Here is a 16,232-nt window from a genome sequence, read left to right as displayed (position 1 = left end):
GAGATGTTCCGGGCAGCAAAACCTTGCGACGTCTATGTCTTTGAAAGCGCCTATACCGCGCCCTGCTCGCCCCGATCGTCGTTGACCGGTGCAATAAGGGAGAAGCAAGAGGCGTGCCAGTTTATGATTTTTATTTTATACCATTGAAAATAAAAGATTATTGTCGACATTCCGAGGAGTGATTAAATTTTAATCGCTCGCCTTTTTGTCTTCCATTTGTGCAAATGGAGAGATTTCCCGATTGAAATTTACGCAGTCAGCAAAGTTGGCGGCGCTCACGTCTCTCCGGAGGCCGGGGGAAACGGTGCGGATGTGCGCACGGTAAAGCCGTCCACATAGCCCGCAATATCAGCGGGATCGAAAACGAAACCATCAACGAAACGATCGCCGACATCCTGCCCTTCGATACGAATATCGGCATCATCAGGCGCATTGGTGTCGCCCAGCGCCGCCCGATAAATATCCGGCCGGTAAGCGGACAAGGCGGCTTCCACACCCGCCTGCGAAAATTCCGTTTGCCCCCAGCGGATCATCTGGCTGTAAATCCACAATGCCTGGCTCTGGCGCGGATAATTGGCATGGCCACCGTGGAAGAGGAAATATTTGTCGATGACACGCCGGTTGCCCTGGCTGTCAATGCTGAATTCACCGGCAAGCACGTGGCGGATGATGCTTTCCGGCGCGCCGATATAACGGGCATCGGCAAGCGCCCTGCTGAGGTCATCGTGATTTTCCGCAAGGTCACACCAGCGCGCGGCGGCATCGAGCGCCGTCAGAAGCCGGCCGACCGTCTCCTGCTGGTTTTCGGCCCATTCCGGCCGCATGCCGATGACTTTTTCGGGTGCGGAAGGCCACAAATCCTGCTTGGCGGCAACGATCCTGCCGACACCGCGCTCGGCGGCAACGATGTTCCATGGCGCGCCGACGCAGAAACCGTCGATAGCGCCCGCCGCCAGCGCATCCGATGTCAATGGCGGCGGCACGACCACCAGCTTGACGTCATGGTCGGGATGAATGCCGCCGGCCGCGAGCCAATAACGAAATTCGTAATTATGCGACGAAAACGGATAGGTCATACCGAGCGTCGGCGCGGCTTCGCCCCGCGCCCGCATGTCATCCAGCACCCGCTTCAGAGCTTTGGCATTTTCGAGCGCTCCCGCCGTTTCGGAAAGTCCCGTCAGCGCCTTCATCCGGGCAAAAAGCCGGGTCGAAAGCGTGATCGCATTGCCGCCGCGCCCGAGAGAAAATGGTGTAATCGTCGGCGAGGGATTGGAGCCGAGCCCAAGCATGGAGGCGACGGGCATTGGCGACAGCATGTGGGCAATGTCGAATTGCCGAAACGCCAGCCGGTCGCGCGCATTCGCCCAGGACACATCCTTAACGAGATCGAGCGACAGGCCTTCGCGTTCGGCGAAACCGAATTCGGCCGCCGCGATCAACACGGACGCATCGACAAGCGGAATAAAACCCGCACGCAGGATTTTCTGCCGGTCGCTGCCCACGATTGCCGGCGCGCCCGCAGCTTGCTTCATCCCCTCTTTTGGCCCGGCCGTTTTTTCCTGTGCCGCCATATCATACACTCCTCGACTGTCCCGCCGGCGGGTTCGTCACATCAACAGACCGGCCGCGGTGACCACGCTTTGCGCGATCTCGGATATTTTCTTTTTCTCGTTCATTGCCGTTTGCCGCAAAAGCGCAAAGGCCTCCTCTTCGGAAAGGCCGCGCATCTTCATCAGAATGCCCTTGGCGCGCTCGATGACCTTGCGCTCCCCGAGCGCCGATTTCGCTTCGGCAAGTTCCTGGCGCAGGCGGCTGAAAGCGTTGAAGCGGCTGACTGCCATATCGAGAATGGGCTTGACCCGCTCTTTCTTCAGCCCGTCGACCACATAGGCGGAAACCCCCGCCTCGACTGCCGCCTCGATGGAGGCCGTGTCGGAGCGATCGACGAACATGGCGATCGGCCGGCCGACCGTGCGTGTCAGCTGGAACAGATGCTCCATCATGTCGCGGTTGGGATTTTCAAGATCGATGAAAATGACATCCGGCTGCAGCGTCTCGATGGTGCGCGCCACACCGTGCACCTCATGGATAACCGTGACGCGATGATATCCGGCCTCGCGCAGCCCCTCCTCGATGATCGAGGCGCGGATCGCGTTTTCGTCTATAACGAGGATGGTGAGGTCGCGAAGCGTCATGCAGGCATTGATGACGCACCGCAACAAACTTGGCAATCAGGTGCCGATACAAAAATGAGGCAGGCGCCGAAGAAGCGTTTTCACCCCGGCTGCATCGGACATCTCAGGATGCGCGTTCAAGCGCTTTCAAAACCGTTCGCTCGGAGAGATTGAGATAGATTTCCATCTCGTCGCCGGCCTCGGCCCCCTTGCCCTCTTCCATCAGCGACAGGATCTTGCTGTTCATGTCGACGAAGGGGGAATGGAGCTGTTCCGGGTCTTTCAAGAGGCCAAAGCAAAGCCTGAGCTCGGCGGCGATGCGTTCGTAAAAATCGCTGAGACGGGCGCTGTCGAGAAGATCGACCACGGCTGCGTGGAACTTCATGTTGGCGCTGCCGACACCCAGCCAGTCCGCGTCTTCGCGCTTTATCTTGGCGTCATCGACCGCCGCGCGCATTATCCGGATGGACGAATGTTTGTGCCAGGCCTGACGCAGCGCGCCGCATTCCACCATGCGCCGCACCCGATAAATATCGATCACCGAAGCCATGGTGGGAACGGCGACAAAAACGCCGCGATTGGCCTCGTGGCGCAGCAAACCGTCCTTGGTCAGAAGGCGAAAAGCTTCGCGCAGCGAATTACGGGAGACGTCGAAACGTTCGCTGAAGGCCGCTTCCGAAAGGCGCTGCCCCGGCATCAGTTCGCCGGAAATCAACAGGGTGCGAATACCCTTCGCCAATCGATCCGCAAGCGGCAGACCCTCTATCGTTTCCGTCATAGCGCTTTCCTTAAGAGCAATGCAGCATCGGGAATTCCGTGACAGGCATGTTCGGACACGGCATGATTGCCCATAGCACAAAGCTTTAGCAAAGCACGAAAAAAACGTGATTAAATCATGGCCATAACGTCCAACAAATAGACAATATAAAAGAACGATTATCATTTATTGTTCAACAATATTGACAATTTCACGGAACAGGACAAGATCGACGCCTAGAGCATCCGCGAGGGGCGGATTGCGACAGGAGCGGAGAAAATCCATGGAGCAGAAAAAGCTCATCCCGGCTGCCGACACCAATACGTCAAAACGCGCGTCCCTGATGGGGGCGATATTCCTGATGGCGACATCAGCCATCGGTCCCGGCTTCATCACGCAAACGGCGACATTTACCACACAGCTTGGCGCAGCCTTCGCTTTCGGCATTCTCGCCTCCATCCTCATCGACTTCGTCGTCCAGCTCAACATCTGGCGCATCGTCACACTGACGCGCATGCGGGCGTCGGATATTGCGAACGCAGCCATTCCCGGCGCCGGTTATCTGCTCGCCGTTCTCGTCATTATTGGCGGTCTGTTCTTCAATATCGGCAATATCGGCGGCACCGGCCTTGGCCTGAACGCTATTTTTGGGCTGGACCCGAAAATCGGCGGTGCGATCAGCGCGATATTTGCCATTGCCATCTTCGTTTCAAAACGCGCGGGCCTTGCTGTTGACCGGTTCATCATTTTCGCCGGCATCCTGATGATCGTGCTGACGCTTTATGTGGCGTTCGTTTCCGCACCGCCCGTGGGCGACGCTTTCCGTCAGACATTCCTGCCGGATACGATCAATTTCGCAACCATCACCACAATCGTCGGCGGCACCGTTGGCGGTTATATCACCTATTCCGGCGCACACCGTCTGCTGGATCGGGGAATGGTCGGCATCGAGAACCTGCCCGCCGTCAATCGCGCCGCTCTGACAGGCATCGCCGTCACCGGCATCATGCGCTACGTGCTTTTCCTCGCCATTCTCGGCGTCGTCGCCAGCGGCGTCATAATCGATACCTCAGGCCAGACTGCCAATCCCGCTGCACAGGCCTTCCGTGCAGCCGCAGGCGATCTCGGCTTCCGGCTCTTCGGCATCATCTTCTGGGCGGCGGCCATCACCAGCGTCATCGGAGCGGCCTATACCTCCGTTTCGTTCATGCCCGTCTTCAAGCAGGACATGAGCGAACGCGCCCGCAACATGGCAACGGTGATTTTCATCGCCATCTCGCTCGTCTGCTACCTGCTGATCACGACGCCGCCGGCCGCCATGCTCATCTTCGTCGGCGGCCTGAACGGACTTATTCTCCCGATCGGCCTCAGCATCTTCCTGTTCGCCGCCTGGAAACGCGAAGACCTGATGGGTGGTTATCGTTATCCGCGCATACTGCTGGTGCTCGGCGTTCTGACCTGCGCATTGACATGGTACATGGGCTACAAGTCCGCCGGTACCATCTTCGGCCTGCTTGGCCTGTAAAAAACCAAAGGGAGGCAAACATGGCCGCTATCGATCTCAACAGCGATCTTGGCGAAAGTTACGGTGCCTGGAGCATGGGCGATGATGAGGCGATGCTCGCCATCGTTTCCAGCGCCAACATCGCCTGCGGATTTCACGCGGGTGACCCGGCCGGCATCTACCGCACCGTCAAGGCCGCCGCCGAAAAAGGCGTGGTCGTCGGCGCCCATGTCTCCTATCCAGACCGCGTCGGCTTCGGCCGCCGCGATCTGGACGTCACCTCGGAAGAACTGATCGCCGATGTCATCTACCAGATCGGCGCGCTGAAAGGCGTTGCCGCAGCTGCCGGAACCACGGTGCGCTACGTGAAGCCGCATGGCGCACTTTACAACCGCATCGCCAACGACGCGAAACAGGGACAGGCAGTGATCGACGGCATCAAGGCTGTCGATTCCTCACTGGTGCTTATGGGTCTTGCCAATGCGCCCATTCTCGATCTCGCCCGCAAGGCGGGCCTTGCCGTCGTCGCCGAAGCTTTCGCCGATCGGGCCTATACACCTGAAGGACAGCTTGTTTCGCGCCGCGAAGCCGGTGCCGTTCTGCATGACGCCACAAAGATCGCCGGTCGGATGGTGCGGCTCGCCCGCGAAGGCACGCTGGAAGCCATCGACGGCAGCGTTATAAAAATCGAGGCGCAGTCCATCTGCGTACATGGCGACAGCCCCGGCGCGGTCGCCATCGCCCAGGAAATCCGCCGCCGTTTCGAGGCCGAAGGCATCGATATCCGCTCTTTTGCATCCATTCTCTAAAAGGAGCGACCAATGACCCTACCGACGTCCTTTCTCAGCCACACCGACGCGGAAGCCGCGCGAAAAGCCCGCGCCACCTATCGCGATGGTCTTATTGCGCCCACCTCCGGTATCGCTCCCGGCTTCACGCAGGCCAATATGATCGTGCTTCCGCGCGACTGGGCCTTCGATTTCCTGCTTTATGCGCAGCGCAATCCAAAACCCTGCCCGGTGCTCGATGTCTCCGATCCCGGCTCGCCTACCACACTTCTAGCACCCGGCGCCGATCTCAGGACCGATCTGCCGCTCTATCGTATCTGGCGAGACGGCAAGCTTGCAGAAGAAACCGCTGATGCGACCGCCGCCTGGGCAGAGCGTGACGATCTCGTTGCATTCCTGATCGGTTGCAGTTTTACCTTCGAAACGCCGATGGTCGAGGCGGGCATCGAAATCCGCCACATGACCGACAAGAGCAACGTTCCGATGTACCTTACCAACCGGCCCTGCCGGCCGGCCGGACGCTTTAAGGGCAACATGGTCGTTTCCATGCGGCCGATCCCGGCTTCGCGCGTGGCAGACGCCGCGACTATTTCCGGGCGTTTCCCGGCTGTTCACGGCGCGCCCGTGCACGTCGGAGCGCCGGAAGAGATCGGCATATCGGATCTCGCTAAACCGGATTTCGGTGATGCGGTTCGGATCGAACCGGGCGAGGTTCCGGTTTTCTGGGCCTGCGGCGTGACGCCTCAGGCCGCCGTGATGGCGTCCGGTGTGCCGTTTGCGATCACCCATGCGCCCGGGCACATGTTCATCACCGACATTCCCGATTCCGCCTATCACGCGTGAGGACATGATGCGTTTTCTCCCTGTCAGCCTCACCACCATTCTTGTCGAACTTGCCGATCTTGACGAAACGCTGGCGCTCTTCGCCTCGCTTCAGAACGATCCGGTCGAAGGCGTCGAAGAGACGGTTCCGGCTGCACGTACCCTGATGATCCGTTTCCGCCCCGAAAAAATCAGCGCGGAGACGTTGGTCGCCCGGCTTTCCAGCCGCGACCTCTCGGCAAAAATCGCACCTTCGGACAATCTGGTGGAAATCCCCGTCCACTATAATGGCGAGGATCTGGCCGACGTTGCCGAACTGACCGGCATGAGCGTCGATGAGGTCATCCGCCGCCACACCGAAAGCGAATTCACCGTGGCCTTTTGCGGTTTCGCCCCCGGTTTCGGTTATCTGGTCGGCGGCGATCCGGCCCTTCATGTGCCACGCAGGCAAAGCCCGCGCACCCGCATTCCGGCCGGTTCGGTGGCGCTGGCCGGCGCTTTCAGTGGCGTCTATCCGCAAAACAGCCCCGGCGGCTGGCAGATCATCGGCACCACACCGGAAAAGATGTGGGATATCGACCGCGACCCTGGCGCGCTTTTCCAGCCGGGTTATCGCGTGCGTTTCTTCGATATGGACAAGGCCGGAAGAACGGTTGATGTCCCTGCCTCGGCACCGCGCACCTCCCGGCCAGAGACAACGAAAGAAGGCCCGCATTTCGAGGTGCTCGCCGCACCCATGCCCGCCATTTTTCAGGATCTCGGCCGCTTCGGCCAGACCGGACAGGGCGTATCCGCCTCCGGCGCGCTGGATCGTGGCGCATTTAACGCCGCCAACCGCATCGTCGGCAATCCCGTCAACACGCCCTGTCTCGAACTGACGCTCGGCGGTTTTTCCTTCAAAAGCACAAGCCGCGCGGTCATTGGCATTGCCGGTGCACCCTGCCCCGTCACCATCAGAACGGCGGATCGCAGTTTCACGGTACAGACGCATATTCCCGTCTCTCTCGAGCCCGGCGATGTGGTCACCTTCGGCCAGCCGCCAAAGGGCATGCGCTGTTATCTTGCCGTGCGCGGTGGGTTCGACGTCGCGCCCGTGCTGGGCAGCTTTGCGACGGATACGCTCGCCGTGGTCGGCCCCGAAAGCGTGACCGCAGGCACGATCCTGCTGCTGAAGGGGGAAAAGAACAACCTCTCCAGCGTGTCAATCAACGAGGTTCCGGCCTTCGATCCGCCGGCGACCGGCGATGTCGTAACACTCGACGTCGTTCTCGGGCCGCGCACCGACTGGTTCACGCAGAAAGGTCTCGACACATTGACCGGCCAGCTCTGGCAGGTCACGCCGCAATCGAACCGCGTTGGCATCCGCCTTTCCGGCGAGGTACCGATGGAGCGCAGGGACAGTGCCGAATTGCCGAGCGAAGGCACGGCGACGGGAGCGATCCAGATTCCCCATAGCGGCCAGCCCGTGCTCTTCCTTGCCGACCATCCGCTGACCGGCGGCTATCCCGTCGTCGGCGCGGTTGCGGAATATCATCTCGATCTTGCCGGGCAAATCCCCGTCAACGCCAAAATCAAGTTCCGCCCGATCGGCCCCTTCGCCGAAATCGCGGCCAAGAGCAAATAATTCCGAGGAGAAAAGCGATGAAAAAAGTGCTGATTGCCAATCGCGGCGAGATCGCGGTGCGGATCATCCGCGCGTGCCGCGATTACGGCCTGCAATCGGTCGCCGTTTATGCCGACCCCGATCAGGATGCTCTTTTCGTCCGACTGGCGGATGAGGCCTATGCGCTGGAGGGCCTGCGCCCGGCCGAGACCTATCTCGATATCGCCAAGCTGATTGCGATCGCCAAACGTGCCGGTGCAGACGCCGTTCACCCCGGTTATGGCTTCCTGTCCGAACGCGCTGAATTTGCTCAGGCGGTTATCGACGCCGGCCTTAGCTGGATCGGCCCCGACCCACACGTCATCGAAGCGTTGGGCGACAAGGTCGAGGCGCGGCGCATCGCCACTGGTGTCGGCGCGCCGCTGGTCGCGGGCAGCGACGGCCCCGTCGCTTCCGCCGCCGAAGTCACCGCTTTTGCCGAAGAATATGGCCTGCCCGTCGCCATCAAGGCGGCGCATGGCGGTGGCGGGCGCGGCCTGAAGGTCGCGTGGAAGATGGAAGAAATCGCCGATCTCTACGAATCCGCCGTGCGCGAGGCGACAGCCGCCTTCGGTCGCGGCGAATGTTTCCTCGAGCGCTTCCTCGACCGGCCGCGTCATATCGAGGCCCAGGTTCTGGCCGACAAGCACGGCAACGTTTTGGTGCTCGGCACCCGCGACTGCTCGCTGCAACGCCGTAACCAGAAGCTGATCGAGGAGGCTCCCGCACCCTTCCTTTCCACCGAACAGCGGCAGAAGATCCACGATGCTGCAAAGGCGATCTGTGCCGCCGCAGGTTATTCCGGCGCCGGCACCGTCGAATTCCTGCTCGGCGTCGACGGCACCATTTCCTTCCTGGAGGTCAATACGCGCCTACAGGTGGAACATCCCGTCACCGAGGAAACCACCGGCATCGATCTCGTCATCGAGCAATTCCGTATCGCCGAAGGCCATAAGCTGCGGGTGCTTGAAACACCGGAACCGCGCGGCCACTCGATGGAATTCCGCATCAATGCCGAAGATCCCGGCCGGGGCTTCCTGCCCACACCGGGTTCGATCTCGGTTTTCGACGCGCCTTCCGGTCCCGGAATTCGCGTGGATAGCGGCGTCGTCAGCGGCTCCAGCGTGCCTGGCGTGTTCGACTCGCTCATGGCGAAGCTCATCGTCACGGGTGCCGACCGCGACGAGGTTCTGCGCCGCGCCCGCCGCGCGCTGAAGGAATTCCGCATCGAAGGCATTGCCACGGTCCTGCCGTTCCATCGCGCCGCCGTCGAAACGGACGACTTCATCGGCACGGATGGATTCAAGGTTCATACCCGCTGGATCGAGACAGATTTCGCCGCCATGCCCGATGCCATGGAACGACCGGCACCGGCCGAGGATCCATCAATCACCCGCACCTTTCTGGAAATCGACGGCAAGCGGGTCTCGGTCGGTCTGCCGAACCTGCTGCTATCCGGTCTCGGCGCCGTCAGCGGCGGTAATGCCGCTACCCCCGGTGCAACGGTCAAGGAGAATGAGGGGGAAATCACCGCTCCCGTTTCGGGAACATTGCAATCCTTCAAGGTGAAGGACGGCGAAACCGTTTCCGCAGGCGATCTTCTGGCCGTCATGGAAGCCATGAAGATGGAAACGCAAATCGTCGCCACGAAGGCCGGCAAGGTCCGCCTGATCGTCAAGGAAGGCGATTATCTGCAGGCCGGTGCCGCACTTCTGGAAATTGCGGAATAGCATATAGACGACGCCACAGACCCGTCCGGGAAGGTGGCCCCCCTCACAATCGAAGCTCGGTCAGCAACGGCGGCGGAACCCTTTCGCCGCCGTTCCGTTTATGGCGCGACCTGCTAACCAATATGAGGGAAATATGGCCGGACGCACCTTGCTTCAATTCTTCCATTGGTATTATCCGGACGGAGGGAAATTATGGAGCGAGGTGGCCGAAAAGGCGACAAGCCTTGCCCAGATGGGCATCACTGATGTTTGGCTGCCGCCGGCCTACAAGGGTGCCGGCGGCGGTTACTCGGCGGGTTACGACACCTACGATCTTTTTGACCTTGGCGAATTCGACCAGAAGGGAACCGTCGCCACCAAATATGGCGATCGCACCGCTCTCGAACAGGCTGGCCGCACACTCAAGGAAAACGGCATCCGCGTCATCCACGACGTGGTCTTCAATCACAAGATGGGTGCAGATGAAAAGGAGACGGTGCGGGTTCGCCGCGTCAATCCCGAAGACCGCACCGAAATAGACGATGAGGATTTTCAGGCGCTCGCCTATACGCGGTTCACCTTTCCGGGCCGAAACGGCAAACATTCCAAATTCATCTGGGACGTGAAGTGCTTCAGCGGTGTCGACCACATCGAAGAGCCTGATGAGGACGGCATTTTTCGCCTCGTCAACGAATATGGCGACGGCGAGTGGAATGAAGAGGTCGATGAGGAAAACGGCAACTTCGACTATCTGATGGGCGCCGATGTCGAATTCAGAAACAGGGCGGTCTACGAGGAACTCAAATATTGGGGCCGGTGGCTTGCCGAGCAGGTGCAGGTCGATGGTTTCCGCATTGATGCCGCCAAGCATATTCCGGCCTGGTTTTTCCGCGATTGGGTCGGCCATATGCGCGACACGGTCGATCCCGATCTTTTCGTCGTGGCGGAATATTGGCACCCGGATATCGAGGCGCTGAAAAGTTATCTCGATCTGGTCGACAAACAATTGATGCTTTTCGATGTCGCCCTTCACCACCGTTTTCACGATGCCTCCAAACACGGCGGCGATTTCGACATGCGCACCATCTTCGACGGGTCGCTGATTTCGGCTGTTCCCGACCATGCCGTCACACTTGTCGACAACCATGACACACAGCCGCTGCAATCCCTGGAAGCACCAGTGGAGCCGTGGTTCAAGCCTCTGGCCTATGCCATCATTCTGCTGCGCGAAGAGGGCGTTCCCTGCGTCTTTTATCCCGATCTGTTCGGCACCCGCTACACCGACACCGGTGATGACGGCAACGAGCATGAGATCGACATGCCGGCGATCGAATGCCTGCCGAAGCTCATCGAGGCGCGCAGCCGCTTCGCCAACGGTGCCCAGACGGATGTTCTCGATGATCCAAGCTGCATTGCCTTTATTCGCCATGGCACCGCCGACGAGCCGGGCTGCGTGGTGGTGATGTCAAACGGCGAGCCGGCGGAAAAACAGATCGATCTTGGCCCGGAACAGGCAGGAGCGGTATGGCGTGACTTTCTCGGTCACCGTCACGAACAGATTACCCTTGGCGAGAACGGCAAGGGCGTCTTCCCCAGCAATGGCGGCAGCGTCAGTGTCTGGGTTCCGGCCGATTCCGAGTAAGGATTATCGATTTTAGAGCGACCAGACGAAAACCTTGCTCATTCAGCAGATACGAGACGGCGCGGGCCTGCGCCGGCATCGGCCAGAACATCGTTCGGATTACGTAATGGACAGTCATCCAGCGAAAGGCAGCCGCAGCCGATGCAGCCGGTAAGCTGGTCGCGCAGCATAATGAGGCTGTTGATGCGAAGTTGGAGCATTTCCCGCCATGACTGCGAGAACACGCGCCAGTCCGCCGTCGTCGCCACCCGATCCTGCGGCAAATCCGCCAAAGCGTCCCTGATGATGCTGAGCTGAATGCCGGCCCGCTGCGCGATGCGGATGATGGCGATACGCCGCAGGACGGCGCGATGATAGCGACGCTGGTTCCCGCTGGTGCGCCAGCCTTCGATCAGTCCCTTCGCCTCATAAAAATGGATGGTGGAAACGGCGATGCCACTACGACGCGCAACTTCCCCCACCGTCAGGCTGTGTCTAGATACGGTATTTTCCATGCCCGGCTCCGGTTTTCTGAACGATCTCCGCTCTTAAAAACGCGGAAACACATTGAAGAGCAGCCGGTATAATTCCTCAACTATGGTTGAGGTCAATAGGCTGGATAGCCGAATTAAAAAGAGGCACCCGACAGGCGCCTCTGAAATCCTGAATGTGGTCGGATCAGGATTTCACGGTCATGCGGATCCAGAACCGGCAGCCTTCCATCGCGGTTTTGAAATCGTCGGTGCCGACGTTATAGACGGTAGCCGCGCGCAAGTTCCCGCAGTTCCCGGTTTCCGGGCGTTTCAGTTGTCTCCGTCGAGATAAGTGCCGTATTGTACATAGTCTGCACTTGGCTGCCCGTCGACGATTTCTGCTGGTCGGCCCGCGCCACCGGTCAAGTAGCCTGTGTCCTGAAGCCCAACCTGCAAAAGCTTTTTAATAGCCACCTGACGGGGCAAGGCATTATCCGCATATAAAGAGCGACGGCCAGTTCCATGTCATCCGAAAAAATCATTGGCTTCGCGATCCGTTGTGGCAGTGAAGCGGAAACGCGAAACTTCAGTGAAAGTTCAATTCCCGCGCGTTGCGATACCCGTGCGCAGGCGTAGCGTTTGCCAATTACAATGATCGTTTCTCGATGAAGGCGGAAATGTTTTCGGCCGGTGCAGTAATGCCGTTTCTGCTTCCTCCAAATCCTGTTCCCCAGACTTTGGGCCGGTAAAAATCACACTTTCCTGCCGTAAACCCTGCTTTTCCGCTAAAAACGCTCCGGACTCAAGCGATTGAAACCAATCAGGGAAAAGCGCAAATGAAAGCTAATTGTAAGTTAGCTTTCTCTACCTTGCATTAACCATAGGGAGGCCCATCGGCTGCAACCTGTGTGGAAACGTAAGCAGCCTTACAACGAATCTTCGGATATTGTGGAAGCAGCTTCAATGTAGCTTCAGACGGGAAATTTCGCAAGCCGTCGCCGTCTTCCCTCACCTCAACGAACTCATCCTGTCATGCCTTTCTCCATAGCGACCGTTCGCCCACGTAACTGCGCCAGAAGCAGGGCCTGAAGATCGAAACTGTCCTCATGGGCCTTACGGGTCAGATTGCGCAGATATCCGCCAAGCGAACTGATCTGGTCCGCCTTTTGCAGCAGGCAGGCGAGAATGGCTGCGGTTCCCTGGCGGCCGAAGGTAGTCAGCGCGTCCTGATAAGCCGACTGGCTGATGTTGAACATGGTTTTGATCACGGACGTTGCCACTTCGAGATCACGCCAGCCGGTTATCGCTCCTCCTGGGGCATAGAGAGAGATATCCGGGCAAGCCTTCAAAACCAAAACAATATCAGGAACAAAAAATTGCTTATGAAGAACAGGCTTTGGCTGTTGTGGTGAAGGTCTTGCACTGATGGGTGCAGCATATGCTGGCTGTGTGACTGTTGTGTCGGCAGGTGCAACGATTGCCGGTTCACGCAAATCTAGCGGTTTAGATATGGATTCGGATTCTGAATTCTTTATGAGGCGCTCATTTTGGCAGTCATTGCCGCCCATTTTCTCCGATTTTTCAATATTTTCCAGATAGTTGGTCACTTCCGTGCGCAGAGAGACCAGAAAACCGGCGATTTCCTTCAGTTCGGCAGGTTTTGAATTGCGGCCAAGAGACCGGGCAATCGTATTGTAGCGGGTCTGGAATCCTTCGGATGTCTCGACTTCACCGCTGGTGGCGATCATTTCGCAAAGTTTCTGGATATCGCGGCGGCAAAGGCTGATGTTTTCGCGAAGACGCTGAAGATCGAGCCGCTCGCGGACGATGCGCTCGGCAAGTTCCTCGATTTCCGATTTACGGGCAAGGAGTGGCGCCAGCGAGAAACCGTAAGCTTCGCTGATCTCCCCTCCCCGGTGTTTGCGGGCATAGCGTTTTCCGTTAGGGCTATCCTTGCGGATAATGAGACCGGCCTCGACAAGAGCCGAGAGATGCCGGCGCAATGTCTGTTCGGCCATGCCATGCGCACGCAGCGACAATTGCGTGTTCGACGGGAAGACCACCAAACCGGCTTCGCTGGAGAGTTCGCTCTTCGGATAAAAGCTCAAAAGCGCGTTCAAAACCGCGAGCGAACGGTCGGTCACGCCGAGCAATGGCCTGGCTTCACAGACGGAACGATAGAGTTTCCATTTATCGACCGCTTCGGTCTTCTTGTTCTTCTGCGCGGCAAACTGCGTTGCGAGAACGCCAAATGACATCGCTCGCCGCCCAAAGGGCGTCGTTACACATGTGCTGTCCATGTCTTTCACCTTTCACAAGGCAAAAGAAAATCGCTCACCGAAAAATTCGATGCCAAGACTCTTGACTATGATTCGCGGAAATGAGATTCTTTGGTTGCTTAGATCAAAGAAAGGCTTCCGTACGGCAACGTTCGGGGGCTTTTTTCTTTTGTGATGCGTCTCCTGTTAGTCGTTGATATTGAAAATCACTGCTTGGACCGGTATTCGGCAAACAGCGCCTGAAGATGTTCGAGAACGAAATCGGCAAATTCCGGTGCCTCGTTCTTGTCGATCGATATATCCAGCTTACGGTCGCTCTCGACCACTTTCGCCAGTCTGCTGCCCGTTTCAGAAGACCAGACACCGGCTTTCTTGGCCTGTGCCTTGGGCTTCAGAAAATCCAGAAGCGACTTGAAACGGTCTTCGGACAGAAGAGCGGCAACGGAAGGCTCCCTGACATAGGCGCGCGCTGCTTCCTTGACCTGCGACGAGGAAAGCTGATCTGCAAGATCCATCCAGTTACGGCGGCCGACGGTGGGCGCAGGACCGATAAGATCGACGAGATCCTCCGGAATACGCCCGACAACCGACAGCATGTTGGAAAGATCGCCCTTGTGCAGCGACATCGCTGCCATGATCGTGTCACGGGGAAACCGTATCTGTAGTTTCTGGGCGAAGCGCGCCTTTTCGATATAGGTGAGGTCGCGACGCTCGTTGTTTTCCTGTCCCTGGGCGACAACCAGCTGTTCATCGCTGAGATCGCGAACGACAGCCTTGACCGGAATACCCAGGATGGAAACGGCGCGCAGACGGCGATGGCCGAAGGCGACCTGATAACGACCGGGGAAATCGGGATGCGGGCGCACCAGAATGGGAACCTGCTGGCCCTGCTCGCGAATGGCTTCGACCAGGCCTGCATCCGCCTCTTCCGAGGACGGCATGCGGTCCGGTATGAAAGAGGGGTCGATATCGGCAGGATTGAGCGAAACGATCGTCAGACCCTCTGCGAGCCGTTTTTCGATCTCTTCAGCGCGCTTGGAACGTTCCGATACTTCATTCAATGACTGGCCGATCATGCCGACCGGCGAATTCAGGACATCCGTCACCAGTTCCGGAGAACCGAGGATGGGTCTGACGCGCGGACGCGACCGCTCGGGAGCGGTTTCGTTGTCGGTACCAGGTGTGCCGAGATTGGCGAAGATCTCTTTTCTACTCATGCTGCCCTACCCCACGCTTTTTTAATCAGTCCTTCGATTTCAGCGTTTACGTTGTTCATGGCTTCCAGAGCGCGATCGTAGGTCGAACGGGTGAACTGGGTTCTTTCCACCTCGAAAAGCGTCTGGTTGGTCAATCCGGCATCCGAAACGGCCGTGCTCTTCAGCATTGGATGAATGAGGACATTTTCACCGAAGATCGATCGCAGGAAAGCGACCATCTGGTTTTGCGGCCCGTCGCTCGGTTCGAAACGGGTGATCAGGTAACGCATCCAGTTATAATCGGATCGTGCGCCGGCCCTGCCGATTTCCGCGAGAAGATCGCCGGTCATGGCAAGGAACTGGTTCATGGACATGACGTCAAGCATTTGCGGATGAACGGTGACGAGAACCGATGTCGCCGCCGTCAGCGCCGAAAGCGTCAGGTAACCGAGTTGCGGCGGGCAATCGATGACAACGACGTCGTAGAAATTCTGTGCCTGAGCTATTGCCTGGCCGATGCGGGCAAAGAACAGCGTGTCGCCCGGCGCGCGACGCATCAGCGCCCGCGGCGTATCGTGCTCAAACTCCATAAGCTCCAGATTGCCCGGAACGATATGAAGGTTGGGAATATAGGTGCCGCGCACGATCTCTGCGATCGGCCGGCGCTCGTCATCGTAGCGGATCGCGCCATAAAGGGTTTCGTTCGGACCGACATCCATTTCCGGCTGATGGCCGAAGAGCGCCGACAGACTTGCCTGCGGATCGAGATCGATGGCGAGAACCCTGTAACCGCGCAGCGCCAGATATTGCGCAAGATGCGCCGACGTCGTGGTCTTTCCTGAACCGCCTTTGAAATTCATGACCGCGATGACCTGCAATTCTTCGCCATCACGACGGTGGGGCAGGTAGCGGCGTGTGCCGCGCGCGCCCTGATCGAGAAATTTTCTGATCTCGTCCATATCCTCTACCGAATAGGACCGACGACCGGAGACTTGTGCCGCATCCAGTTCCGGACGTTCAGCTGCTATCTGGCGAAGATAGGCTTCGCCGATTCCGATCAACCGGGCAGTTTCCGCAGGCGAAAAATGACGCATGCTCTTTTCAGTATGCGGTGAAAACGTATTTGCATTATGCGCCTGCAATTGGGCTGACAACGCAGCCGAATGCTGTTGTATAAGGCTCGTCAGGTCCGGTGCCCCTGCAGCAAGTCTTGAGTCGGCACTCTGTGTCATGGATCTTCTTTCGCTCGAAATTGCAGTTGCGGTTT

13 protein-coding genes and 1 pseudogene are annotated in these 16,232 nt (G+C 58.5%); 6 read left to right on the top strand and 8 right to left on the bottom strand.

The annotated features are described in order from the left end of the window. Nucleotides 1–275: 275 nt before the first annotated feature. From RS75_RS00120 to RS75_RS00110, 3 genes are all read right to left on the bottom strand, one after another. Nucleotides 276–1,571, bottom strand: a complete 1,296-nt coding sequence (locus RS75_RS00120) for a CmpA/NrtA family ABC transporter substrate-binding protein (RefSeq protein ID WP_045016176.1) — start codon at nt 1,569–1,571, stop codon at nt 276–278. A 36-nt stretch (nt 1,572–1,607) separates the two neighbouring features. Beyond that, complete coding sequence (locus tag RS75_RS00115; protein ID WP_045016659.1) at nt 1,608–2,195, bottom strand: ANTAR domain-containing response regulator; 588 nt, start codon at nt 2,193–2,195, stop codon at nt 1,608–1,610. A gap of 103 nt (nt 2,196–2,298) precedes the next feature. Next, a complete protein-coding gene (locus tag RS75_RS00110; protein WP_045016173.1) occupies nt 2,299–2,952 on the bottom strand; it encodes a GntR family transcriptional regulator in 654 nt (217 codons plus the stop codon). A 262-nt stretch (nt 2,953–3,214) separates the two neighbouring features. On the opposite strand from RS75_RS00110, the gene RS75_RS00105 reads away from it, so the two are divergent. The 6 genes from RS75_RS00105 to amyA all read left to right on the top strand — a co-directional run bounded on the left by RS75_RS00105 (nt 3,215) and on the right by amyA (nt 11,038). Then, on the top strand, nt 3,215–4,456 hold the full coding sequence (locus RS75_RS00105; RefSeq protein WP_045016170.1) for an NRAMP family divalent metal transporter: 1,242 nt from the start codon (nt 3,215–3,217) through the stop codon (nt 4,454–4,456). A 20-nt stretch (nt 4,457–4,476) separates the two neighbouring features. Then, nucleotides 4,477–5,244 carry a LamB/YcsF family protein gene (locus RS75_RS00100; RefSeq protein WP_045016168.1) on the top strand — a complete coding sequence of 256 codons (768 nt, stop codon included), beginning with the start codon at nt 4,477–4,479 and terminating at the stop codon, nt 5,242–5,244. Nucleotides 5,245–5,256: 12 nt separating this feature from the next. Further along, nucleotides 5,257–6,066, top strand: coding sequence for a putative hydro-lyase (locus RS75_RS00095; protein ID WP_045016166.1), 810 nt, complete (start codon nt 5,257–5,259; stop codon nt 6,064–6,066). A gap of 7 nt (nt 6,067–6,073) precedes the next feature. Next, complete coding sequence (locus tag RS75_RS00090; protein WP_045016165.1) at nt 6,074–7,669, top strand: 5-oxoprolinase subunit B/C family protein; 1,596 nt, start codon at nt 6,074–6,076, stop codon at nt 7,667–7,669. Between the two features lie 17 nt (nt 7,670–7,686). Further along, nucleotides 7,687–9,417 carry an acetyl/propionyl/methylcrotonyl-CoA carboxylase subunit alpha gene (locus RS75_RS00085; RefSeq protein ID WP_045016162.1) on the top strand — a complete coding sequence of 577 codons (1,731 nt, stop codon included), beginning with the start codon at nt 7,687–7,689 and terminating at the stop codon, nt 9,415–9,417. Between the two features lie 133 nt (nt 9,418–9,550). After that, nucleotides 9,551–11,038, top strand: coding sequence for an alpha-amylase (gene amyA, locus RS75_RS00080; protein WP_045016160.1), 1,488 nt, complete (start codon nt 9,551–9,553; stop codon nt 11,036–11,038). 38 nt (nt 11,039–11,076) lie between these two features. Here the strand turns inward: amyA and soxR are convergent, their stop codons facing one another. The 5 genes and pseudogenes from soxR to repA all read right to left on the bottom strand — a co-directional run bounded on the left by soxR (nt 11,077) and on the right by repA (nt 16,197). Further along, nucleotides 11,077–11,532 (bottom strand): redox-sensitive transcriptional activator SoxR, encoded by a 456-nt coding sequence (gene soxR, locus RS75_RS00075; protein WP_045016158.1) that lies wholly within the window; start codon nt 11,530–11,532, stop codon nt 11,077–11,079. Nucleotides 11,533–11,820: 288 nt separating this feature from the next. Further along, nucleotides 11,821–12,032, bottom strand: a pseudogene (locus RS75_RS27020) (hypothetical protein). Between the two features lie 480 nt (nt 12,033–12,512). Beyond that, the gene (repC, locus tag RS75_RS00070) at nt 12,513–13,790 is read right to left on the bottom strand and encodes a plasmid replication protein RepC (protein WP_084686308.1); all 1,278 of its coding nucleotides are present in this window, start codon (nt 13,788–13,790) and stop codon (nt 12,513–12,515) included. A 185-nt stretch (nt 13,791–13,975) separates the two neighbouring features. Continuing rightward, the gene (gene repB, locus RS75_RS00065; RefSeq protein ID WP_045016155.1) at nt 13,976–14,986 is read right to left on the bottom strand and encodes a plasmid partitioning protein RepB; all 1,011 of its coding nucleotides are present in this window, start codon (nt 14,984–14,986) and stop codon (nt 13,976–13,978) included. Continuing rightward, complete coding sequence (gene repA / locus RS75_RS00060) at nt 14,983–16,197, bottom strand: plasmid partitioning protein RepA (protein WP_084686307.1); 1,215 nt, start codon at nt 16,195–16,197, stop codon at nt 14,983–14,985. The genes repB and repA overlap by 4 nt, the downstream gene beginning before the upstream one ends. Between the last annotated feature and the right edge of the window lie 35 nt (nt 16,198–16,232).

It is taken from the genome of Rhizobium nepotum 39/7 (assembly GCF_000949865.1).
In the GTDB taxonomy this organism is placed as follows: Bacteria; Pseudomonadota; Alphaproteobacteria; order Rhizobiales; family Rhizobiaceae; genus Agrobacterium; species Agrobacterium nepotum.
The sequence above is the reverse complement of the archived record's forward strand: the minus strand, read 5'-3'. Positions and strand labels throughout refer to the sequence as shown.